Source organism: Bacteroidota bacterium (assembly GCA_016713765.1).
Lineage (GTDB): Bacteria > Bacteroidota > Bacteroidia > AKYH767-A > 2013-40CM-41-45 > Pollutiaquabacter > Pollutiaquabacter aromativorans.
The window spans coordinates 419,086-442,018 of sequence record JADJON010000003.1 but is presented as its reverse complement, the minus strand read 5'-3'; the positions used below and the strand labels follow the sequence as shown (position 1 = coordinate 442,018).

21 protein-coding genes are annotated in these 22,933 nt (G+C 53.1%); 9 read left to right on the top strand and 12 right to left on the bottom strand.

The genetic code is table 11. The annotated features are described in order from the left end of the window. Positions 1 to 46: 46 nt before the first annotated feature. Positions 47 to 2,179 (bottom strand): T9SS type A sorting domain-containing protein, encoded by a 2,133-nt coding sequence (locus tag IPJ96_12710; protein MBK7911190.1) that lies wholly within the window; start codon positions 2,177 to 2,179, stop codon positions 47 to 49. 210 nt (positions 2,180 to 2,389) lie between these two features. Here IPJ96_12710 and typA point away from each other — a divergent pair, with 210 nt between their 5' ends. Together typA and IPJ96_12700 are read left to right on the top strand one after the other, a co-directional pair. Further along, complete coding sequence (gene typA, locus IPJ96_12705) at positions 2,390 to 4,186, top strand: translational GTPase TypA (protein MBK7911189.1); 1,797 nt, start codon at positions 2,390 to 2,392, stop codon at positions 4,184 to 4,186. An 83-nt stretch (positions 4,187 to 4,269) separates the two neighbouring features. Beyond that, positions 4,270 to 6,006 (top strand): hypothetical protein, encoded by a 1,737-nt coding sequence (locus tag IPJ96_12700; GenBank protein ID MBK7911188.1) that lies wholly within the window; start codon positions 4,270 to 4,272, stop codon positions 6,004 to 6,006. A gap of 92 nt (positions 6,007 to 6,098) precedes the next feature. Here IPJ96_12700 and IPJ96_12695 read toward each other — a convergent pair whose 3' ends face one another. From IPJ96_12695 to IPJ96_12660, 8 genes are all read right to left on the bottom strand, one after another. Beyond that, a complete protein-coding gene (locus IPJ96_12695) occupies positions 6,099 to 6,377 on the bottom strand; it encodes a hypothetical protein (GenBank protein MBK7911187.1) in 279 nt (92 codons plus the stop codon). Positions 6,378 to 6,503: 126 nt separating this feature from the next. Continuing rightward, entirely contained in the window at positions 6,504 to 7,166 is a 663-nt protein-coding gene (locus tag IPJ96_12690; GenBank protein MBK7911186.1) for a DUF4159 domain-containing protein, read from the bottom strand. 19 nt (positions 7,167 to 7,185) lie between these two features. Continuing rightward, entirely contained in the window at positions 7,186 to 7,902 is a 717-nt protein-coding gene (locus IPJ96_12685) for a 16S rRNA (uracil(1498)-N(3))-methyltransferase (protein ID MBK7911185.1), read from the bottom strand. A gap of 4 nt (positions 7,903 to 7,906) precedes the next feature. Continuing rightward, positions 7,907 to 8,272 (bottom strand): hypothetical protein, encoded by a 366-nt coding sequence (locus tag IPJ96_12680; GenBank protein MBK7911184.1) that lies wholly within the window; start codon positions 8,270 to 8,272, stop codon positions 7,907 to 7,909. 131 nt (positions 8,273 to 8,403) lie between these two features. Then, on the bottom strand, positions 8,404 to 10,020 hold the full coding sequence (gene pckA, locus IPJ96_12675; GenBank protein MBK7911183.1) for a phosphoenolpyruvate carboxykinase (ATP): 1,617 nt from the start codon (positions 10,018 to 10,020) through the stop codon (positions 8,404 to 8,406). A gap of 62 nt (positions 10,021 to 10,082) precedes the next feature. Beyond that, on the bottom strand, positions 10,083 to 10,586 hold the full coding sequence (locus IPJ96_12670) for a hypothetical protein (GenBank protein MBK7911182.1): 504 nt from the start codon (positions 10,584 to 10,586) through the stop codon (positions 10,083 to 10,085). 75 nt (positions 10,587 to 10,661) lie between these two features. Further along, complete coding sequence (locus IPJ96_12665; GenBank protein MBK7911181.1) at positions 10,662 to 11,072, bottom strand: DUF423 domain-containing protein; 411 nt, start codon at positions 11,070 to 11,072, stop codon at positions 10,662 to 10,664. Positions 11,073 to 11,203: 131 nt separating this feature from the next. Continuing rightward, the gene (locus IPJ96_12660; GenBank protein ID MBK7911180.1) at positions 11,204 to 12,244 is read right to left on the bottom strand and encodes a DUF4476 domain-containing protein; all 1,041 of its coding nucleotides are present in this window, start codon (positions 12,242 to 12,244) and stop codon (positions 11,204 to 11,206) included. A gap of 143 nt (positions 12,245 to 12,387) precedes the next feature. Here IPJ96_12660 and IPJ96_12655 point away from each other — a divergent pair, with 143 nt between their 5' ends. Continuing rightward, on the top strand, positions 12,388 to 13,734 hold the full coding sequence (locus IPJ96_12655; GenBank protein MBK7911179.1) for a saccharopine dehydrogenase NADP-binding domain-containing protein: 1,347 nt from the start codon (positions 12,388 to 12,390) through the stop codon (positions 13,732 to 13,734). Here the strand turns inward: IPJ96_12655 and IPJ96_12650 are convergent. From IPJ96_12650 to IPJ96_12640, 3 genes are all read right to left on the bottom strand, one after another. Then, on the bottom strand, positions 13,700 to 14,434 hold the full coding sequence (locus tag IPJ96_12650) for a methyltransferase (GenBank protein ID MBK7911178.1): 735 nt from the start codon (positions 14,432 to 14,434) through the stop codon (positions 13,700 to 13,702). The genes IPJ96_12655 and IPJ96_12650 overlap by 35 nt on opposite strands. 49 nt (positions 14,435 to 14,483) lie before the next feature. After that, positions 14,484 to 15,044, bottom strand: coding sequence for a hypothetical protein (locus IPJ96_12645; GenBank protein MBK7911177.1), 561 nt, complete (start codon positions 15,042 to 15,044; stop codon positions 14,484 to 14,486). Between the two features lie 85 nt (positions 15,045 to 15,129). Next, the gene (locus IPJ96_12640; protein MBK7911176.1) at positions 15,130 to 15,660 is read right to left on the bottom strand and encodes a 30S ribosomal protein S16; all 531 of its coding nucleotides are present in this window, start codon (positions 15,658 to 15,660) and stop codon (positions 15,130 to 15,132) included. Between the two features lie 306 nt (positions 15,661 to 15,966). Here IPJ96_12640 and IPJ96_12635 point away from each other — a divergent pair, with 306 nt between their 5' ends. The 6 genes from IPJ96_12635 to IPJ96_12610 all read left to right on the top strand — a co-directional run bounded on the left by IPJ96_12635 (position 15,967) and on the right by IPJ96_12610 (position 22,913). After that, positions 15,967 to 18,342 carry a UvrD-helicase domain-containing protein gene (locus tag IPJ96_12635; GenBank protein ID MBK7911175.1) on the top strand — a complete coding sequence of 792 codons (2,376 nt, stop codon included), beginning with the start codon at positions 15,967 to 15,969 and terminating at the stop codon, positions 18,340 to 18,342. 93 nt (positions 18,343 to 18,435) lie between these two features. Further along, positions 18,436 to 19,125: a DUF4290 domain-containing protein gene (locus IPJ96_12630; protein ID MBK7911174.1), complete on the top strand. Its 690-nt coding sequence runs from the start codon at positions 18,436 to 18,438 to the stop codon at positions 19,123 to 19,125. A 20-nt stretch (positions 19,126 to 19,145) separates the two neighbouring features. Beyond that, complete coding sequence (locus IPJ96_12625; protein MBK7911173.1) at positions 19,146 to 20,105, top strand: fatty acid desaturase; 960 nt, start codon at positions 19,146 to 19,148, stop codon at positions 20,103 to 20,105. A 138-nt stretch (positions 20,106 to 20,243) separates the two neighbouring features. Continuing rightward, positions 20,244 to 21,557 carry a UDP-N-acetylglucosamine 1-carboxyvinyltransferase gene (gene murA, locus IPJ96_12620; GenBank protein ID MBK7911172.1) on the top strand — a complete coding sequence of 438 codons (1,314 nt, stop codon included), beginning with the start codon at positions 20,244 to 20,246 and terminating at the stop codon, positions 21,555 to 21,557. 87 nt (positions 21,558 to 21,644) lie between these two features. Then, entirely contained in the window at positions 21,645 to 22,166 is a 522-nt protein-coding gene (locus tag IPJ96_12615; protein MBK7911171.1) for a TlpA family protein disulfide reductase, read from the top strand. 171 nt (positions 22,167 to 22,337) lie between these two features. Next, a complete protein-coding gene (locus IPJ96_12610) occupies positions 22,338 to 22,913 on the top strand; it encodes a nucleotide exchange factor GrpE (GenBank protein ID MBK7911170.1) in 576 nt (191 codons plus the stop codon). Positions 22,914 to 22,933: the final 20 nt, after the last annotated feature.

Genomic DNA, 22,933 nt, shown 5'->3' with positions numbered 1-22,933 from the left:
TCCCAATGGATCGCCTGTTTTGATCAAACAAATGACGAGACTATCATTAATGAATAAGTACCACTACGCGGAATTGACCTGCGGCAGTAGTCAGTTCGACAGGATAAGCTCCCGAATTCCAGTTCGAAGCATCAATCTGGAGCAATTGTCCTTGAAGCTCGACATTTTCGCGACGCAACTCACGCCCGGAAAGATCGCGGATGACCAATTCTCCATTGCCACTGAGGTGACGCGGCGTCTGTACTGTAAAGGCATGGTGAGCCGGGTTCGGATAAACGAGCAGTTTGCTCTTGTTGCCAAAGGAAAAAAGTCCGGTGGCAATGTCGATGTTGATATCGTCGAGGTAGATCTGGTTGCCATAGCCGTTGATGTTGGTGAATCGCAGGATCGCGCTGGTTACGGAAGAATAGGCGCTCAAGTCAATGGCGAATCGTTCCCATTCACCAGCGGTCGGCACGAATTCGTTGGTGACCGACGCGCCGCCCGCCGTTGTGTTAAGCGATGCGCCTCCGTCATGGAAAAGCGTGGTCCAGGTGCTGCCGCAATCAGTAGAGATCGAGATCTCCAGTGAATCGGTCAGGACGCCAAGCGATCCGTCGTAGTGTGCATAGGCAAGCCAGAAGGAAAGTTCAGGATCGGAGATGCTTGTCAGGTCGAAGGCGGGTAGGACAAGATCGTCGCGTTGGCCGACCGCATTGTAGTTGTAGTTATCCAGGAAAGAGACGGCACTGCCGCTATGGGACGCTGCTGTGGAACGTTCCCAGGTAGTAGCGGCATCCGGATTCTCGATCGTGAAATTGACGGGCGGGAACGTGCCTTCAAATCCTTCTACGACCGGCAGCGAAGCGCCCAGTGTGTTCACGTTGAAATTGGATGATTCCGAATCATTGGCGGCATTGGCATCGGTGCCGCTGTTCGGATCACTGGTATAACAGGTGAAAGTGTGAGGTCCGCCGGTTACGCTGATTGCCGGCAGGTTGACAGCCACGGAGGTCAGACTGGCCAGGTTGCCCGTCCAGGCATACGTATTGACCGTTCCGCCGTCGATGGAATAGTTGAAGTTGACGCTGGTCAACACGTTGGCGCCGTAATTACGCAGCGTCACGACCGGTGCGATGGTGGTGTCGCAGAAAGCGCCTGTCGGGGAGGTGATGGCGTTGATCCCCGCGTCGAGCGCCGCGATATTGACGGGCGTACAACCATCAGAAGAAAGCAGGGAAGAATAGAAGCTGTTGATCGTCCCGACCATCACGGTGGCTTGCTCCTCGGTAAAGATGTTCAGGCAGTTGTCGTCGCTGTAATCCATATAGTTCATGAACATCACGCCGTTGCCGGTCGAAGTACAGGCGTCGGTAGCCGGGAAAGTTCTGCAACCGAAGGTTGCGCCGCCCTGGTTGGGGGTATCGCTGATGCCGTCACTGCCGCTACACGAGTTGCCATCATCCCCCCAGATATGGTAGAGACCAAAGCAATGACCGATCTCGTGGCTGGCGGTACGGCCAAGATCGAAAGGAGAAGCCGCGGTTCCGATACGACCGAAAGCGTCATAGGCAATCACGACGCCATAGGTGTTGCTGATGGTTCCGCTGGGGAACTCGGCATAACCCAGCAAACCGCCACCCAGTGGACCAACCCAGATGTTGAAGAAACGGGTCGGATCCCATGCATCGAGTCCGCCGGAACTGAATGCCTTGATGGCATCGTCGTCGAAGAACGAACTCGTACCGGTCTGCCGGCGCTCAATGCCGGTAGAGGGCTGGTCGTCCGGCGTACGCTGCGCGAGGCAGAAGCGGATCGGCGTAGGCCCGGCAATGGAAGCGAAGGGTGCAGGTGTGTTGGCAGTATCGGCATTCAGGCGCGCGAAATCTTCGTTGAGCACATCGATCTGGGATTCCACCTGCGCATCACTGATGTTCTGTCCGGTGGTATTATACACCACGTGCACGACAACCGGGATGGTCATCAGGCCGCCGGATTCGTTTCGCCAATCAGGATGCGCCGCGGCCCATTGTTCCGCTTTGGCTCGGGCTTGTCGCAGTTGCTCGTCCAACTTGGGTTGTTTCGTCCGGAGGTAAGTTTTGTGTTCTTCCGTAAAGCAACGGACGCGTTGCTGGGCGGAAACGGTTAGCTGCAGAAGCAGCAGGGTCAGGAGTGATCCGATGCGCAGGTAGTTTTTCATGATGGTTCAGCCGTTTTGGCCGGGCCGAAAGTAGTAAAGTCCGCCAGCGCGGTAAATGAAAAAGCTCCTGTTCCGGGCCAGAGATCGGTTAACCGGGGAAATGTCACGACAGGCTATCTTCTTCGGATTTAAGTCCGTACCTTCGCGGCCCGCTGAAGGGAGGGCGAGGGAAAAGCCCTTTCCCGCTTTTTAGCAAAATTTCAAAGGAAAATGCAAATCCGCAACGTTGCCATTATCGCCCACGTCGACCACGGAAAGACTACCCTGGTGGATAAAATGCTACATCAGGCCAAACTCTTCCGCGACAACCAGGAAACCGGCGAATTGATTCTGGATAATAATGACCTGGAACGGGAGCGAGGGATTACCATCGTGGCAAAAAATGTGTCGATTCGATATAAGGATGTGAAAATCAATATTATCGACACACCTGGTCACGCCGATTTCGGCGGTGAGGTGGAGCGGGTGCTGACCATGGCGGACGGGGTGTTGTTGTTGGTGGATGCCTTCGAAGGTCCAATGCCTCAGACCCGCTTTGTTACGCAAAAAGCGTTGGCTGCGGGTTTGAAACCGATCGTCGTGATCAATAAAGTTGACAAGGAGAATTGCCGCCCGGACGAGGTGCACGAACAGGTCTTTGATTTGTTCTTTAACCTGAATGCCACCGAGGAGCAGCTGGACTTCCCAACCCTCTATGGTTCTTCGAAGCAGGGATGGATGAGCACCGACTGGCAGCAACCCACCAGCGACATCACGCCTTTGCTCGATGCTATCATTGAACATATTCCGGCACCGGTGATTCCGGAGGGAACACCGCAAATGCTCATTTCTTCACTCGATTACTCGAGCTATGTGGGCCGCATCGCCATCGGTCGCGTATTCCGCGGACAACTGCGCGAGAATATGCCGATCTCCCTGGTCAAACGCGATGGCGCTATTACCAAAGCCAGGATCAAGGAACTCCATTCTTTTGAAGGGTTGGGTCGTAGCAAGAACGAGTCGGTTAGCGCCGGCGATATCTGCGCGTTGGTTGGTTTGGAGAGCTTCGACATCGGTGACACCGTTGCCGACTTTGAAAATCCCGAACCGCTTCCGCCGATCGCGGTTGACGAACCGACGATGAGCATGCTCTTTACGATCAACAATTCGCCTTTCTTCGGAAAGGATGGCAAGTTCGTGACCTCACGTCACCTCCGCGATCGTTTATTCAAGGAGACGGAGAAGAACCTGGCGCTCCGCGTTGATGAAACCTCTTCGCCGGATGCATACAATGTATATGGCCGTGGTATCCTTCACCTGTCCATCCTCATCGAAACGATGCGCAGAGAGGGATATGAATTGCAGGTAGGACAACCGCAGGTGATCATCAAGGAAGTGGATGGCGAACGGATGGAACCGATGGAAGCGCTGACGGTGAATGTGCCCGAACAATTTTCAGGAGCCGTCATCGACCTCGTCACGCAACGCAAGGGTGAACTGCAGATCATGGAACCGAAGGGCGACGTTCTTCATTTAGAGTTCAGTATTCCCGCTCGTGGAATTATCGGTCTGCGAAACTCTCTTTTAACGGCAACCCAGGGTGAAGCGATCATCGCGCATCGCTTTAAGGCATACGAAGCCTGGAAAGGGGAGATCCCGGGTCGTATTAATGGAGTGATCATCTCCATGGATAAGGGTAAAGCCACCGCTTATTCCATCGAAAAGCTTCAGGATCGGGGTCGTTTCTTCATAGATCCTACAGAAGATGTCTACATGGGTCAAATAATCGGCGAAGCAACGCGTCCGGGTGACCTGGTAGTGAACGTTACACGCGCAAAACAGCTGACGAATTTCAGGGCGGCCGGTAGTGATGATAACGTGCGCATTACTCCTAAAATCGATTTCTCGCTCGAAGAAGCGATGGAATACATCGAGAAGGACGAATACCTCGAAATAACACCAAAGGCGATTCGCATGCGTAAAATCCTGCTCGATGAGAATGATCGTAAACGTGCTGCAAAAAATTAACTTACAGCATTTTCCCGATACGAAAATATTTTAATCTTTGCGGCCTCGAATTACTTAACCTCGATAGTCCTCACACCCACACCATGAGTAAGATCAAAGTTTTCTCCTACATCCTGCTGGGAATGGCAGTAGCCGGATGTAACGGACTCGGCAAAATGGCCAAGAACTTCAATACTGTGAAGTATGAAGTCACGCCTAACCCGCTGGAAATGCACGGCGACAGCGTTGCAATCGCTGTCAAAGGCTCTTATCCTGCTAAATACTTCGCCAAAAAGGTTGACGCTACCGTCACCCCGATGGTGAAATCGTCCACCGGCGAGCATAACTTTAAGTCGGTGACCAACGTCGGCGAAAAATCCACCACCGCCGGAAACAAGATCAACTACAAGACGGGTGGCAGCTTCACTTATAGCGACAAGATCGCTTACACGGCTGATATGAAAGCCGCTGATGTAATGGTGAAAGCTTCCGGTACCAAAGGCAAGACCACGAAGGAACTCGGTTCGATGAAGATCGCCGACGGAACGATCGTGACCCCGCTGCTGGTCCGTAACGACGAGAAGACGATCGTCGGTAAAGATCAGTTCGTACGCATCGTGCCGGTGTCTTTCGAAGGCACCATGTACTACCTGATCAACACGGCCAACGTCAACCCGAACTTCAAAGTGAAGGAGTGCGGCATCTCCAACAAGCCGGAGTTCGCAGCCATCGACAGCGCCCTCAAGGCCATGACGATCGCTCCGTACAACCTGAAGGGCATCTCCATCATGGGTTATGCTTCCCCGGACGGTACCGAGAAACTGAACACCGAGCTTGCCGTTAACCGCGGTAAAGCTTCTGCCAAACACCTTTCGGGTCTCTTCAAGAAAATGAAGATGAAAGTGAGCCCCGACAGCTCCCTGTTCACCCTCAACTCCACCAACGAAGATTGGGCTGGTTTCCAAAACCTGATGCAGGCTGGCAACATGCCCCAGAAGGACATGATCCTCCGCATCGTAGCTTCCAACTCTGATCCGGAAGCCCGCGAAATGGAAATCAAGAAAATGGGCAAAGCCTACACCGAGATCGCTGAAGGCGTACTGCCGAAACTGCGTCGCTCCGCGATTTCAATCAATGGCGAGAAAGTGGGTCGCTCCGACGAACAGATCGCAGCCCTCGCGAAGTCGAATCCGGATTCCCTGAGCGTTGAGGAGATCCTCTATGCCGGTACCCTCACGCAGGACCTGAACGAAAAACTCTCGATCTACCGCACGGCACAGCGCTTGTACCCGCAAGAGTGGCGCGCAGCCAACAACACCGGTATGATCCTCTTCCAGCAGGGTGATGTCGACGGCGCCATGGCCGAGTTCAACAAGGCTGACCAGCTCAATTCCAATAACGGTATCGTGAAGAACAACATCGGTGCCTGCTACAGCCGCAAAGGTGATCGCGCCAATGCCGCAGCAGCCTACGCCGCAGCAGGAAACGCTGGTCCGGAAGTAAAAGAGAACATGGGTATCCTCGATATCCGCAACGGTAATTACAGCTCGGCTGTCTCCAACTACTCCGGAGTATCCACCTTCAACGCCGCGCTTGCTCGTTTGCTCTCGGGTGACAAAGAAGGCGCTATGATGACGCTCGAGGCTTCGCCCGACAAAGACAGTGCGATCGGTTACTACCTCAAAGCCATTATCGCTGCCCGTAACGGAAACGCTGCCGGTGTAACGGACAACCTCCGCAACGCTTGTGCAAAAGACGCTTCCCTCAAGGCTGCTGCCGCTGAAGACCGCGAATTCATCAAGTGGTTCAACGACGCTGGCTTCAAGGCTTCGATCCAGTAATCCACTCATAGAACACCATTAAAAAAGGGTGTCCGACTGCTTGGTCGGACACCCTTTTTCTTTTGGCGCATCGCGGAATGCGGTAGAGTTGGTCAGATGCTTTCTCCCGGTTTTGTCGGCAGATCAAAAAGGATTCTCATCTCCCGGATCACTTCCGGAGCCGGGCTCTCACCAACGAATACATTGGCTCGTTCACGTGCAAGCCGTTGCTGCTGGTCACGCGTCGGGACGTGTACGGTCAGTGATCCAACCGGCCTGCTCTGGGCAAGATCGTCGATATCGACGCCCATGCGCTTCGCCAGTTCCTCGACTTTGCGGAAATACTCGGAGATGCGATCGATCTCCGGATGCTTCTCGATCCGAAGGCTCATGTAAGTTTCCTGAAAAGTAAGCGGTGTGTATTCGTTGATAGGCGCAATTAAAGACATTTCTCTATTCCGACAAAATGCCTTTGATTTTTTTGAAATAAGCGGATGATTTAGGAGAAATCAGGCGATTTACTCCCGGTCAAAGGCATATTCCAGCAGATTGGCTCCCATACGCAATGCCTGAAGGTGAGTTTCCGGAGAGTCTTTGTGTACATCATGGTCCTCCCAGCCGTCACCTAAGTCACATTCAAAGGTGTAAAAGCAAACCAGCCGTCCTTCGTAAATGAGGCCGAATCCTTGCGGCGCCTTACCGTCATGCTCGTGGATCTTCGGAAGGCCGTTCGGGAAATCGAATCGTTGATGATAGATCGGATGAGTAAAGGGCAGTTCAACAAAGTCCAGTTCCGGAAACACCTTCTTTAGTTGCGGACGTACGTAGGGGTCCAGCCCGTAATTGTCGTCGATATGCAGGAACCCACCTCCGATGAGGTACTTCCGCAGGTTGGCGGCTTCGGCAGGACTTAACACCCAATTTCCGTGACCCGTCATATGGACAAAGGGATAATTGATCAGGTCGGAACTCCCAACCTCTACGATGCCCTGCTCCGGATCGATGTTTGTTCCAAGCTGCTCATTGGCAAAGACCGCAAGGTTGCGCAGGGAAGATTCCAGATTGGCGTACCAGTCACCGCCACCGTTGTACTTCAACAAGCCCAGTCGAAAAGAGCGTTCCACCGGCCGTGCCGAAGTCAGGCAGATTAGCAGAACCAACAGCGATACGATGCGCACCATGAATCGAAGGTACGAATACTCAGGCGTTCGTTCGAACCTGGTTGATCAACGCGATAGTATGGCAGGCGGCTAAACCGGCCGTTTCCGTACGGAGCCGGTTGGGTCCCAGTGAGCATCCTCGGTATCCGTGTTGCACCAATAGGTTGATTTCATCTTCCGTAAAATCGCCTTCCGGTCCGATCACGATAACCACACGACCACCCGGCCGGGCAAGGAACTGAAGGCCGTCTTCAGGCGTCTGATGTGTAATGCAGGCGAATCGTTGACCCGCAGGGTTGGATTCCAGGAATTTTGAAAGACTTTCCATCGGATGTATCTGCGGCAAATAGGCTTGCAGCGATTGCTTCACTGCAGCCATTACGACTTTTTCCAGCCGATCGATGCGGACATCCTTACGCTCGGAGCGCTGGCAACGGATCGGACTGATGGCAGCTATGCCGATCTCGGTCGCTTTTTCCAGAAACCACTCCAACCGGTCGATGTTTTTTGTGGGGGCGATCGCGATGTGCAGGGAGTAGGGGCGTTGGTTGTAGGCCTTTCTGACTTCTTTCAAACGAATCAGCGCTGCCTTGGGATTGATATCCATTATTTCCCCGGTCCCGAATCCTCCGTGCCCGTCGGTTACGGCTACCGCATCTCCAACACGCAACCGCAACACCTTGGAAAGGTGCCAGGATTCGTCCGGACCCAGCATAACCGGATTGTCGTCGATCGCGTTGCAGAAGAAAAGTTCCATGCAGTTATTCCTGTACGGGTCGGAGCGAGATCCCGTCGGCGGAAGACGCAAGATAGTCGGAGTCTTCCAAACGTAATTCCTCCCCGGTGACTTTCCGGATGGTCCGGTGGATCGTATCCTGCAATTGCTTCAGCTCGTCGGGATGCCGAAGCACTCCACGCATGACCATGCCGGTTGTTCCGTCCGGTGCCTGGATGTAATGTGCCCAAAGCAATCGGTTGTCAGGTGTGCGTTTAAGCAGCAACCGGAAAGTCCCGAACCGGTCATGATCAGGCGTGCTCCAGGATCCGGCCAGTTCGTCTCCGTCCTCAAGTTCCAGGATGGTGACCATGGCCGTATGGGTGTGGACTTTAGCGGATGAATGATTCATGGTTGTCGAATGAGCGGCTAAATTCACCTACGTCCGGGTAGTCGTCCAACCATTATATGCTGGATGAAAAAATCGACCGCAAAAAAAAGCCGCCCCGTTGAGGGCGGCTTCTTGTCGAATCAGTTGAGCAGTCAGGCGTTGACAGCGAGTTTCGGTGCTGCTGCCAGAATCTCTGCATTCGCGTACTCAGCATATTGTGCGAAGTTCTTGACAAACGAGGCGGCAAGCGTATTTGCCTTCGCATCAAACTCGTTCTTATCGTTCCAGGTATTCCGTGGATTCAGGATCTCCGTCGGTACGCCAGGACACGTTTTCGGCATGGAAAGTCCGAAAACCGGCATGGTATCGTACTCGACTTTATCGAGTTCTCCGTTCAGGGCAGCAGTGATCAAGGCACGGGTGAACGACAGTTTAATGCGGGATCCCACGCCATACGATCCGCCCGACCAGCCGGTGTTGACCAACCAGACGTTTACTTTGTTCTTCTTCAATTTTTCGCCCAACAGCTCCGCGTAGCGGGTCGGGTGAAGCGGCAGGAAGGCTTTGCCAAAGCAGGCGGAGAAGGTGGTGGTCGGCTCGGTGATGCCCACTTCCGTACCGGCAACCTTGGCGGTATATCCGGAAATGAAGTGATACATCGCCTGACCGGCATCCAACTTCGAGATCGGAGGAAGGACGCCGAAAGCGTCGCACGTCAGGAAGAAGATGTTCTTCGGAGTGCCGGCTACAGAAGGCTCGACCGCGTTGTCGATATGATGGATCGGATAGGCGGCCCGGGTGTTCTCCGTCTTGCTGATGTTGTCGTAATCAACCGTCGTTGTCCCTTCATAGAACTCGATGTTCTCCACGAGCGCGCCGAAACGGATCGCGTTGAAGATCTGGGGTTCTTTCTCCTTCGAGAGGTTGACGCACTTGGCATAGCAACCGCCTTCGAAGTTGAAGACGGAAGTGTCGCCCCAGCCGTGTTCGTCGTCGCCGATGAGGCCGCGGTTCGGATCAGCGGACAAGGTAGTCTTGCCGGTGCCGGAGAGACCGAAGAAGATCGCGGTGTCGCCGTTCTTCCCGATGTTGGCAGAACAGTGCATGGAGAGCACATTCTTCTCGTGCGGAAGGATGTAGTTGAGTACCGAGAAGATACCCTTCTTGATCTCGCCTGTGTACCCGGTGCCCCCGATCAGGATGATCTTCTTGCTGAAGTTGACGATGGCGAAATTGCTTTGACGCGTTCCGTCCAGTTTTGGGTCCGCTTCGAAGCCGGGAGCCGCGACGATGGTCCACTCCGGTTTTACCGTTTGTAGGATCTCCTCTTTCGTCGGACGGAGGAACAAGTTATACGCAAACAGGTTTTGCCAGGGTGATTCGGTCACGACCCGGATGTTCAGGCGGTGCTTCGGATCAGCACAGGCATAAGCGTCGCGTACATAAATGGTTTTACCCTGAAGGTATCCTGCAACTTTCTCGTAAAGACGATCGAATTTATCAGGGTCGAATTTGATGTTGATGTCGCCCCACCATACGGAGTTTTCCGTCTTGGCGTCACAGACCACAAATTTGTCTTTGGGGGAACGGCCAGTGAATTTGCCGGTATCGACTGCAAGCGCACCGGTGTCGGTCAGCATGCCTTCACCTCGGATGATCGTTTCTTCGACCAGTTCGGCCGGAGTCAGGTTCCAATAGGCGTCAGCAACGTTACGAAGGCCAAGATCAGCAATCGTGGCATCCTTGGCTTTCAATCCGAATTCGTTCATGATCAGGTGATTTGGTAACTGAAAGATGGCGCAAATGTAGTAAAAAAGGCCGGTTTGGCCAATTACTTGGCCCGGCGGTGCCTGCAGGGACTGTTCTCGTAGAGATTGACCCACTTAGCGTCCCGTAATTTCTCCCGGGATCGCGCAATGAATTGATCTTGTTCGGATTGACTAAGTTCTGCCAAACCGAGGCAAAAATCGGTTTCGCCTTCCCGGCCCCAGGCCGTTTTCTCATAGTCAATGGTCTTCTTCACTTCGCCTGCGTAAGTTCCGATGAAATCCTCATAGGCCAGGATGGATTTGTTATCGGAGCCCATACCGATTGAGTAAAAGGAAATGACAAGCCGAACCCGTTCAACCGAATCGGTTGCGGCGGGAGCTGCTGCCGGAGTAGCGGGAGCTTCGGCCTTGGCAGTTTCTGCAACATCCGCGACAGGCTTAGGAGGCATCGGGTTTGATGAGGGTTGCAGTTTACCCAACGTCCGGGTGTTAGCCGTGATCTGTTTTTTCTGTTTGCAACTGCCAAATGCAAGTAGTGCAAGCATCAACAGGAGGTAGCGTGTCATAGGATGTGGCGGGTTCTGATTGAGTGAGTGAAGATAATCAACCGTTTTCGACGAATTGCAGAAAACGTTGGGCTTTTAATGTGTTGACCAATAGGCGTTTTTCAGAATGCCATAGGTCAGCATGATCCAACCGATGATGAAGGAAAGCCCGCCCAGCGGCGTGAGCGGACCGAGTACTGACTTCCATCCGGCAATGCCGAGTAGTTCTCGTGTCGATAACAGATAGATTGAACCCGAGAAGAGTAGAATACCAAGGAGAAAAAACACTCCGGCTCGTTGAATTGCCGGATGCGGAAGCAGTATCAGCAGAACTCCGGTCAGAAGTAGGGCGAATGCGTGATAAAATTGGTAACGGACGCCTGTTTCGAATACCTGGAGTTGATCCACCGGAAGTTTCTCCCGCAACGCGTGTGCTCCGAATGCCCCGAGTATTACTGCGATTGCCGCCAGGATGGCGCCGGAAATCAAAATCGTTTTAGAGGTCATCGTTGGCAGAAGGTCTTCGTGTGAAGGAGTTGGAGATACCGGTCGAAGGCAATGGGCAGGAACCTGATACGTTGCGCGAATCAATAGGTTCTAATGAAAAACCCCGGTAAGGCCGGGGCTTTTCATGGGGATCAGCGACCACCGATATACCGGTTGAGGTCTTCGATCGAACTCTCGAATTCGAATGCGTCGTTCACCTTGTAGTAGTTGGCACGGTCATAGGTCCGGTCATAAGCGAACTTGGCAAAATCAAGTTTGGTATTCTCGAAGTCGAACAAGGTCATCGTTTCACGGACCTGGTCGGCGGTGAGGCAATTATTTTGGATGACCTGCTTCGCGATCGTTAGCTTGGTGTTTTCAAAATCTTTCGACTGAACACTCTGTTTGAAGGACTGGAAATCATTCGGAGCCATCGGTACCGGGCAACCGATCGGACCATTATAACCTACCACATAAACGACTTGTGCAGGGGGAGGAGCCGGTGCGGGAGCCGGAGCCACTACCACCGTACCGGGAGCGCCGGTCGTGGTCGTGGTAACCGAGTGAGTCGTCGTAGTGGTGGTGGTCGTGCTGCTGCTGGAAGAACTGCTCATCCCGTCATCCATTCCCATACCGGAGGCATTGATCGAGATGGAGCCGCCTTCGCCGCCCACGTTGATGCCCATGTTCAGACTGATGTTTTCATCACCCATACCCATGTTACCCGAAGAAGATGACTGGGATTGTTGAACGGTCGTTGTGGTAGTGGTGGTTGCCGGTGTGGCAACAGCAACAGGAGGTGGGGGAGTGGTGGTATAAACGACAACCGTCTGATTCGCCGGTGCCGGCGGAGCCTGTGCAAGCGGAACCGAACTTACCCAACGGGTAACGTATTCGCCCTTGTTGTTCTTCTTGATGTTCCAGGTTACTTCAGAACCGGGATCATTGAAAAACATATTAAAGTCGAGATGCCCCAGTTTCGTATCCTCGAAAATGATACGGCATTTGTAATTCGGTGCGACCAGGCTGGTGAGCCGAACATTGGTTTCCGGACTGGCATTTTGTAACACGCCGTTCAGGATAACCTGGAATCGTTCGCCGTTTTCGGTGAACAGAATAGCGTTATTCGCTTGTGCGTGCGCTCGACCGATCATGGCGGACAAGAGCGAAAGAAGTAGTAGGACTTTTTTCATGGGTTGGTTTACTGGAAATTGCGGATGCGGCGAAAAGCCAACATCGTGCCAAACAGGTGCAAATTTAAATAATCCGGACTTCAGAATACGTGTTACCGGCTGATGCAGTGGAATCATTTACCTTCGCAGAAATTTCCCTGAAAATGCGATCCATTTTTCTGATCGGTGCAGGCCGCTCCTCCGCTTCCCTGATCGAATACCTGTTACGACATGCGGATTCGGACGGCTATCGGCTTACGATCGGGGATGTCAGCGAGGCTTCGGCAAGCGAGAAAGCAGGCGGCCATCCTGCCGCCCGGTGCATTCGATTCGATATCAACGATGCCCGCCTACGGGATGAGGAGATCAAAGCGGCCGATCTGGTCATTTCCTTACTGCCGGCACACATGCATGTACCCGTTGCAGAAGCCTGCGTTCGTTTTGGTAAACACCTGGTCACAGCTTCTTACGTGTCTCCGGAAATGCTAGCGCTTGATACCGCAGCAAAGCAGGCAGGTGTGTTGTTACTGAACGAGTGTGGACTTGATCCCGGTATTGACCATATGAGCGCCATGGAGGTCATCGACCGGATCCGCCAACAGGATGGTGAATTGCTGGCGTTCCGTTCCTATACCGGAGGGCTGGTCGCGCCCGAGTCGAATGACAATCCCTGGGGCTATAAGTTTTCCTGGAATCCGCGTAACGTAATACTGGCCGGGCAGGGTACTGCCCGATTCATCGAGAAGGGTAATTACAAGTACATTCCTTATCAACGCCTTTTTCGCCAGATCAGAAAGATCGTAGTGGAAGGAGCCGGAACATTCGACGGCTATGCCAACCGCGATTCCTTGTCCTACCGAAAAGTCTACGGAATCGAGAACATTCCGACCATGATACGCGGTACGCTCCGGCAGGAAGGTTATTGTGCTGCCTGGGATGTCTTCGTACGTCTGGGACTGACGGACGACAGCTATATCCTCGAGCAATCCGCTCGCATGACCTATGCGGAGCTGGTCGAAGCCTTGCTCCCGGATGGCTTTCAGGGCGAAGACCTCCCTGCGCAAGTTGCCGCTTTGTGTGACCTTGATCCGAATGGCCGTGAAATGGACATGGTCCGCTGGACCGGCATCTTTGAACCTGTCACCATTGGTCTCCACAACGTGACGCCTGCGCAAGCGCTGCAACAACTCCTCGAACGACGCTGGTTGTTACGTCCGTCGGATAAGGACATGATTGTCATGCAGCATGAGTTCGAGTATCGGGCGGATGGTAAATCCTGGCGCCAGTATGCTTCGCTGATCGTGAAAGGAAAGGACAATCGCTTTACGGCCATGGCGCAAACCGTCGGACTGCCAGTCGCCATCGCGGCTCGTCGCATCCTGGCCGGTACTATCTCGATGACAGGCGTTCAGGTTCCGGTCGTTGCCGACATCTATCGACCGATCCTGGAGGAACTGGAAGCGTTGGGCATTCGCTTCAGTGAGCGTCTGGAGCAGGTGACCGCAGGTTGAGGTAGTAATCTTCCGTCAGGCGAACATACTGGGCGCTGAAACTGTTGTCCTCTTCCTGGATGATGATCTCCTCTTCGGTCATGACGCCAAAACGAAATCCGAATTCGATCATAACCCGTTTCTCGGGTTTGCCCGGCTTCGTTTTTACCCGGGCGAGGCGCTGACAAAACAAACCGTGCTGTTGGGCCATGTCCAGGAAGTCCATGCCTTCCTTGAAGGGCAGGATGACGCAGAAACGTCCGTTCGGCTGGAGTAATTTTTTCACCCCCTCGATCAATTCTCCATATGCCAACATATCGGTATGACGGGCGGCGGCCCTTGCTTCCTCCGAAGGTTTGGATGCATGCTGGAAGTAGGGCGGATTGGAAACGATCAGGTCATAGTGTGTTCGGGTTCTTGCTGCGTAATCCTGAAACGACGCATGAATCGGTGTCAATTGAAAAAACCATGGAGATAGCAGGAAATTCTCCCTCGCCTGCAGGTAAGCCCCTTCGTCGATGTCGACTGCATCGATAAGCGCTTTTGATTTTTGTGCAAGCATCAGCGCGATGAGACCAGTGCCGGTGCCGACATCCAGGATATTCCCTTCAACCGGTGGGTTAACCCAGGAGCCGAGCAAGACGGCATCCGTGCCGACTTTCATCGCGCATTTATCCTGGTGGACAGTGAAATACTTGAAGTGGAAAATGGTTTCACTCATAAAATGCCTGATACAAGATACATAAAATCAGGCGGAGCAATTCGGGTTGCTATTCCAGCTCTTCTTCTTCGTCATCCCCGGGCTTGAGGTAGACATCAAGCAGGCCGGCAGGTAAGCGAAAGTTCACCTGTCTGTTTTCTTCGTCGATCGTATCGACGGTACTATCGTTCAGGGGTAGCAAGACTTCCTGCCCATACACTTCACAGCGCGCCAGATATTGCATGGGGAATTCCTGCACCTCCAGGATTTGGCCAAGGTTGCCGAAGGATGCGTCCATCGCATGGTACCCCGTCAATTCTTCCCATCCCGGTTGTTCGGCGGTCTGTCGGCTATATTTCCGTTCAGCCAGGACCACAGACTGAAGAAGCGGCTCGGCGAGTTTTGAGGAATCGATGGATTCGAGGTGAATGATCAGATCTCCCCGGTGCATCCGGTGTTCCATGCACTTGAATGGTACCGGTATTCCTTCCAATTCCAAAAAGAGATACGGCGCCTGACCGATCTTTTCCGGGTCGCCGTTTTCCACTGCAAGCACCAGATCACCCTTAAAGCCATGCAGCCGGGCCACGAAGCCGACAGCTTGCAAAGCGGGAAGTGTTCTCTTTTTCACAGGGGAAAGTTAGGGACTTTGGATCAGGCATAAAAAAAGAACGGCTGCCAGAAGGCCGCCGTTCGATATAAAGGAGGAAACCGGATCAGGCTTCTGCCGGAGCTTCGCCTTCAGCAGCGGGAGCTGCATCTTCTGCGGGAGCCTCTTCGGCCGGAGGAGGCGTGTTCTTGGCTTTGATCGCCTCGAGCTTTGCTTCCTTCTTCTTGGATTCATCGGCAATGCGGGCTTCGGTTGCTTTGGAGAATTCCGAAGAGACGCGCTTACGCTTGTCGTCGATCTTCAGGTTCTTCTCCTGCAGCCACTGCTCGAATTTTGCATCAGCCTGTTCAGCTGTGAGCGCGCCTTTCAGGACACCCTTGTTGAGGTGGTTACGGTACAGTACACCTTTGTAGGAAAGGATAGCACGACAGGTGTCGGTCGGTTGTGCTCCTTTGTTGAGCCAATTCAACGCTTTGGTAGCGTCGAGATTGATGGTGGCGGGGTTCGTGTTGGGGTTGTAGTTACCGATGACCTCGATAAACTTACCATCCCTCGGAGCACGACCGTCCGCGACCACGATGTGGTAGTAAGCATTGTGCTTCTTACCATGACGTGTCAGACGAATCTTTGCAGGCATCTTCTGTTAATTTTGATGGTTGATCGGATCCTTTCCACCGACCCAGGCGGATGCGTATTCTCCGGATACGCGTTTAAAAGGACGGCAAAGAAACGACTTTCTTCCCGGATTTCCAAGATTTTGCCCCTTCTGCTTCAATAGAATAACCGAAATTGACCCCTGATGGGATTGTTGAAAAGAACCTGCTCCAGACCGGCTGTATTCCCGTATTTTTGCAAAAATTTCAATCTCCAGCGGATTACAGGATGTACGAAATTCCCTGCCAGGGGGCGGGGCCTGAATTTTTCTGCCGGTCTCTGAATTCGGATGCAGCATTATCTCGATGAATTGAATGAGCCCCAACGGGCGGCGGTCACCCACACCGATGGTCCGGTCATGATCATTGCCGGTGCGGGTTCCGGTAAGACACGCGTATTGACGTACCGGATCACCCACCTGTTACATTCCGGTGTCGATCCGTTCAACATCCTGGCACTGACCTTCACCAACAAGGCCGCGCGTGAAATGCGCGAACGTATTTCAAAGGTCGCCGGAACGGAAGCACGGAACTTATGGATGGGCACCTTTCACGCTGTGTTCGCCAAAATCCTGCGGATCGAAGCGGAGCGACTCGGCTACCCGTCGAATTTCACCATCTACGATACCGATGACGCCAAGAGTCTGATGAAAGACATCCTGCGTGAACAAGGTCTCGACGACAAGGTCTACAAACCCGATGTGGTCTTGAACCGCATATCGGCCGCCAAGAATAATCTTTACTCCTGGATGGAGTATCATCAAAACACGGATTTCATCGCCGATGATAACAGCTCCGGGAAACCGAAGATGGGACTGTTGTTCGAGCTCTATGTGAAACGCTGCTTCAAATCGTCGGGAATGGATTTCGACGATCTGTTGTACAATATGTACGTCCTCATCCAGAAGTTCCCGGATGTCCTGCACAAGTACCAGCATAAATTCCGCTATATCCTGGTCGATGAGTTCCAGGACACCAACTACGCCCAGTACGTCATCCTGAAGAAGCTGGCGAAAACGTTCGAGAACATCTGTGTCGTCGGCGACGACGCGCAGTCGATCTATGCCTTCCGCGGAGCCAACATCAACAACATCCTGTCGTTCGAGCGGGACTTCCCGGATCTGAATGTCTTCAAGCTCGAACAGAATTACCGCTCGACGAAGAATATCGTCCATGCCGCCAACAGCATCATCGCGAAGAACGAGCGCCAGATCCGGAAAGAGGTTTGGACGGAGAATGAAATCGGCGAGAAGATCCAGTTGCTGCGTGCCCTGAGCGATAACGAAGAAGGCGTCATGGTCGCCAGCGACATCTTCAATACCAAGATGAACCGGCAGTGGAGGAACAAGGACTTTGCGATACTCTACCGGACCAACGCCCAGTCGCGCGCGATGGAAGAAGCGTTGCGGAAAGGGAACATTCCCTACCGGATCTACGGCGGCCTGTCCTTCTACAAGCGCAAGGAGATCAAGGACCTGTTGGCGTATTTCCGCCTGGTCATCAACTTCAACGACGAAGAAGCCCTGAAGCGGATCATCAATGTGCCCGCACGGGGGATAGGCAAGACAACCATTGAGAAGATCCTCCTGGTCGCAGCGGAAAAGGACACCAATCCCTGGTCACTGATCGCCGAACCTTCCGCGAATCCCTGCGGATTCAATGCCGGTACGTTGAACCGCATCAACGAATTTGTGACCATGATCCGATCGTACGCGGCCCGTGTGAAAACCACGGATGCTTATGAACTGGCCAGTCAGCTCTCGTCAGCTTCCGGACTCATGCGGGAACTATACGCCGACAAGACGCCGGAAGGCCTCAGCCGATACGAGAACGTCCAGGAATTGTTGAACGGTATCCGGGAATTTACGGAGTCGGGGCGAAGCATCACTCCGGATGGAGACGAAGTCGTACCGGGAACGCATCCCGAATTGCGGACACTGGAACAGTTCATGCAGGACATTGCCCTGCTGACCGATGCCGACGACGATGAGAAAGCGAACGAGGATTCGGTATCGCTCATGACGATCCACGCTGCGAAAGGCCTGGAGTTTCCGGCGGTTTATGTGGTCGGACTCGAAGAAAACCTATTCCCATCCCAGATGTCGCTCGACTCCCGGGACGACCTGGAAGAGGAACGCCGATTGTTTTATGTAGCGGTTACACGCGCCGAGAAAAAGCTGACGATCTCGTATGCCAATTCGCGGTATCGCTGGGGTAACCTGATTTCCTGCGAGCCAAGCCGGTTCATTGAAGAGATCGATCCCCAGTTCCTCGAAGAGGGAGCCGTGAAGAACCTTCGTCCCAAGCCCCGTTATCAGGATGATTTCCTGGAAGATCGTTGGGAGCGCCCCGGCTTACGGAATGGTGGAAATTCGAAACCGGTCTATGGAACCCCCCCGAAGAACAAACCTTCTGCGCCGGTTCCTCCGCCTCGAACGGTTCCGACGAACCTGAAGAAAGTAAATACGGCCGAAGTGCGGGATTTTGAAGGTGATGATACCAGCCAGATCCAGCAAGGCATGGAGGTTGAACACCCCAAGTTCGGTCGTGGAAAGGTCATGCTCATTGAGGGTCGGGAAAACGACCGCAAGGCAACCGTATTTTTCCAGGGCGTCGGGAATAAGCAATTGCTGCTAAAATTCGCCAAACTGCGCATTCTTGGTTGATACCGAATCAACAATTACATTTGTGAAAAGCTCCCGGCAGCTCGCATCTGCGAATACGCGGAATACGCTCCCGGTTCCCTCATACCTTTCATAATGGCTAAATCCGTCCGGACTACTCAACGTCCGCCTGTGGATACGATCGAGTACAACACGCAGCGCGATCGACTCATCATTTCCGAATACGGTCGTGCGATCCAGAAAATGGTCCAACATTGCGTGGAGATTCCGGATCGCGACCTGCGCACCCGCGTGGCCGCTTCCATCGTCAATGCGATGGCTGTGTTGAATCCTCAATTGAAGGAAACCGCTGATTACAAGCAGAAGCTGTGGGACCATCTTTTCGTGATGTCGGATTTCAAACTGGATGTCGATGCGCCGTATCCGGTTCCCGAAAGAGAAGCCATGCGGTTGCAGCCCAAACGGATTGCATATCCTTCCGGTGACATCCGCTATAAGTATTACGGCAAGACGACCCAGGAGATGATCGAAAAGATCGGTGAGATGGAAGAAGGGCAACAGCGCGAGATCATTACGCGAAACCTGGCCAACTTCATGAAGATGTCGTACCTGACCTGGAACAAGGATACCGTGGATGATGAAACGATCTTCAACCACCTGGAAGATCTTTCAGACGGAAAACTCAGAATGTCGGAGTCGGCTCGGTTGAATCACACCGCCGAGATCCTCGCGCTCAGTAAGGAAAAGGTGCGTGAAAGCGCAGGCACCAACAAGAACAACAAGGGCGGGCGGATGATGATGATGAAGAAGAAGCGGAAGAAGTAATTCGCATTTCCTTCCCGGATATGTCACCACAGGATTTTCGGTTTTCCAACGAGCCAGAGCCGCATAAGCAGCGGACCAGAGCGATATTGACCAGTCACCCGGAAGTACGGGAGCTGATCGGCAAGAACCCAACCACCTTTTTGGCGATCTTGTTCTGTGTCGGCTCCATGGTCGCACTGGCCTGGTTGGTTCGGGATGCTGCCTGGTACTGGGTGCTCCTGCTGGCCTATTTTGTCGGAGCATTTTTTAATCATTCGTTGTTCGTGCTGATCCACGAGTGTTCGCATAACCTGCTCTTTAAGAAGAAGTCCTGGAATTACCTGGCTTCCATTCTCGCTAACCTGCCGCACGGGTTGCCCAGTGCCGTGTCGTTCACGCGGTATCATATCATCCACCATTCGCACCAGGGTGAATTTCTATGGGATGCCGATTTGCCCGGACGCAAGGAGGCCGCCTGGTTCGGTAACAATCCCTTTTCGAAAGCACTGTGGTTGCTCTTGTTTCCCTTCTTTCAATTGTTTCGTACATTCAGATTGAAGCACATTCGCCCTTTGGACGGATGGATCGTAACAAATTGGATCGTCCAATTCGCCTTCGATGCTTTCATCTGGATCGTATTCGGTCCTCAGGCGGTTTTATTTCTGCTGTTGAGCTTCTTCTTCTCCGTTGGTCTGCATCCCCTGGGTGCCCGCTGGATTCAGGAACACTATCTTACACTTGATCCCGTGCAGGAGACCTATAGCTACTACGGACCCCTCAATACGATCGCGTTCAATGTAGGCTATCACAACGAACACCACGATCTGCCGTCGGTTCCCTGGAATCGCTTACCGGAATTGCGGAAACGTGCGCCGGAATTCTACAACACCCTCAAAGCACATCGGTCCTGGACCCTGCTCTTTTTCCGCTTTCTCTTTGATCCGTCGATCACGCTGCATTCCCGGATGTTGCGCGCCGATCGCACACCCGGTCAGGACTGATCCTGGCGCTGGCTTTCCCGCTGTCAGATGCGGGTTGTTTAAAACTATTCAGCAGTGTGAACCGCGGGATACCGCACCGGTTCTTATTTCGTAGCGTGGTTCCCCATGCCGGGGAACAGCAACGGAAAGAACCGAACGATGGGAAATAGTTTTGAAGTCACCGGCGGGACAGTACTGCAGGGAGAATTAGTACCTCAGGGCGCGAAGAACGAAGCCTTGCAAGTGATCTGTGCGACATTGCTCACTCCGGAGAAAGTGATCATTCGTAACATCCCGGACATACGGGATGTGAATAAGCTGATCGAGCTGTTGCAGCACCTGGGTGTGCATGTGGAGCAACTGGGTGTACTCAAAGGGGAATTTTCCTTTGAAGCAAAAAACATCAATCTTGATTTTCTCGAGACGCCTGAGTTCAAGAAACAAGCCGCAGCCTTGCGCGGGTCCATCATGATCGTCGGACCCTTGCTGGCCCGCTTCGGCCGTGCGCGAATTCCCAAACCCGGTGGAGATAAGATCGGTCGCCGCCGTCTGGATACGCACTTCATCGGTTTCCAGCAACTGGGTGCGACCTTCGAGTTTTTGGAAGGCGACAGCTTCTATACGGTAGAAGCCAGGAAGCTCCGGGGCTCCTACATGTTGCTCGACGAAGCATCGGTAACCGGGACCGCGAACATCGTGATGGCTGCCGTGTTGGCGGAGGGTACGACAACGATCTACAATGCGGCTTGCGAACCTTATGTGCAGCAGTTGTGCAACATGCTCAACCGGATGGGCGCCAGGATCAGCGGTATCGGATCCAACTTGCTGACCATCCAGGGAGTGAGTAGTCTGCGCGGTACTGAACACAAGTTGTTGCCCGATATGATCGAAATAGGTTCGTTCATCGGCTTGGCCGCGATGACCCGTTCGGAGATCACGATCAAAGAAGTCAGCTACCCGAATCTTGGAATCATCCCCAGTGTGTTCGAACGCCTGGGTATCCGGATGGAACTCCGCGGCGATGACCTCTACATTCCAAAGCACGACCACTACGAAATCGAAACCTTCATCGACGGTTCGATCCTGACAGTGGCCGACCAGATCTGGCCCGGCTTTACACCCGATCTGTTGTCGGTGATCCTCGTCACCGCGACGCAGGCAGCAGGAACGGTGCTCGTGCACCAGAAAATGTTCGAGAGCCGGTTGTTCTTCGTCGACAAGCTCATCGATATGGGAGCGCAGATCATCCTTTGTGATCCGCACCGCGCTACCGTGATCGGCCTTAACCGTAAGGTGCCGCTTCGCGCGATACAGATGACGTCGCCTGATATCCGGGCAGGTGTTGCTTTGTTGATTGCGGCCATGTCTGCCAAAGGAAAGAGCGTCATCCACAACATCGAGCAGATCGACCGGGGCTATCAACGAATCGATGAACGTCTCAACGCGATCGGTGCACAGATCCGCAGGGTCTGAACCACCTAAACCCTAAGTGCGTACAGACCCGAAATTGATTAACTTGGCAGGGTATTTGCCAAAAATGCACCACGAAAAACCCAAAAAATGAAAAAATCAGGCTTATTTGCCCTCATCATGTTCTTTTCGGTCTTTGTCGCAAATGCCCAGAGCCCGAAGACCGGTACGGAAGTAGGAAACCTCGCTCCGGACATCAAACTCAGCTCACCGGAAGGCAACGTAATTCCGCTATCATCCCTGAAAGGTAAAATGGTCCTGATCGACTTCTGGGCAAGCTGGTGCGGACCTTGCCGGATGGAAAACCCTAACGTTGTACAGACCTATAAGCGCTTCAAGGCTTCCAAATTCAAGGGAGGAAAAGGATTTACCGTCTATTCCGTGTCGCTTGACAAGGACAAAACCGCCTGGATGAACGCAATTCGCCAGGATGGTTTGGAATGGACCAATCACGTCTCCGACCTTAAGTGGTGGTATTCTGACGCAGCGAAAAACTATGGCGTGAATGCCATCCCGACCAATTGGTTGATCGACGATAAAGGCATCATCGTAGCGAAGAATCTCCGTGGCGCCGCTCTTTCTCAAGAGTTGGAAAAGCTGGAAGTAAAATAATTGAACCAGAGTTCATGCTGAAAGAGGCCAAATGATTTGGCCTCTTTTTTTTTAGAAAATGGCGAACTTTGCAGCCGTTTAAAGGGGAATACTGCCAATTTGGCCTGGCTCGACCAGTGGCAGCATCCTTGTAAAAGGGCTGTTTGCTAATAAAAACAAAAGATAGCTGACATGAAGACCAATTCGGAGCACGAAGCTACGGAGGGAAAGCCGATGGATGATGGAAAAAAGACCGCCGAGTCAGCACCAGAATCGGTCAACGAGGCCGCATTGCCGGACGCCGAGGTCGAACAAATGGACCCGGTGGCGCACTTGGAAGCGAGTCTCTCCGAAGCGCAGGATAAATACCTCCGCCTTTATTCGGAGTTTGAGAACTATAAAAAGCGGGTGGCGCGTGATCGGGTCGATCAAAGCCGGATGGCTGCTGCCGATACCTGGTCGGCCATCCTGCCGGTGATCGATGACTTTGAGCGTGCCATCAAAGCGATGGAGTCAAAGGCTGCCGCTGATCCGGCACTGGATGGTATTCGCCTCATCTATTCCAAATTGAAATCCATAACGGAGGCGCGTGGCCTGAAGCCGATGGATGCGATCGGAAAACCGTTTGATCCGGAATTACACGACGCCATTACCCGTATGCCAGCTCCGGATGATAGCATGAAAGGCGCCGTGTTGGACGAAGTGGAGAAGGGTTACTTTCTGCATGACCGGGTATTGCGCCACGCGAAAGTGGTGGTCGGTCAATGATCCTATAATTGAGAACCATT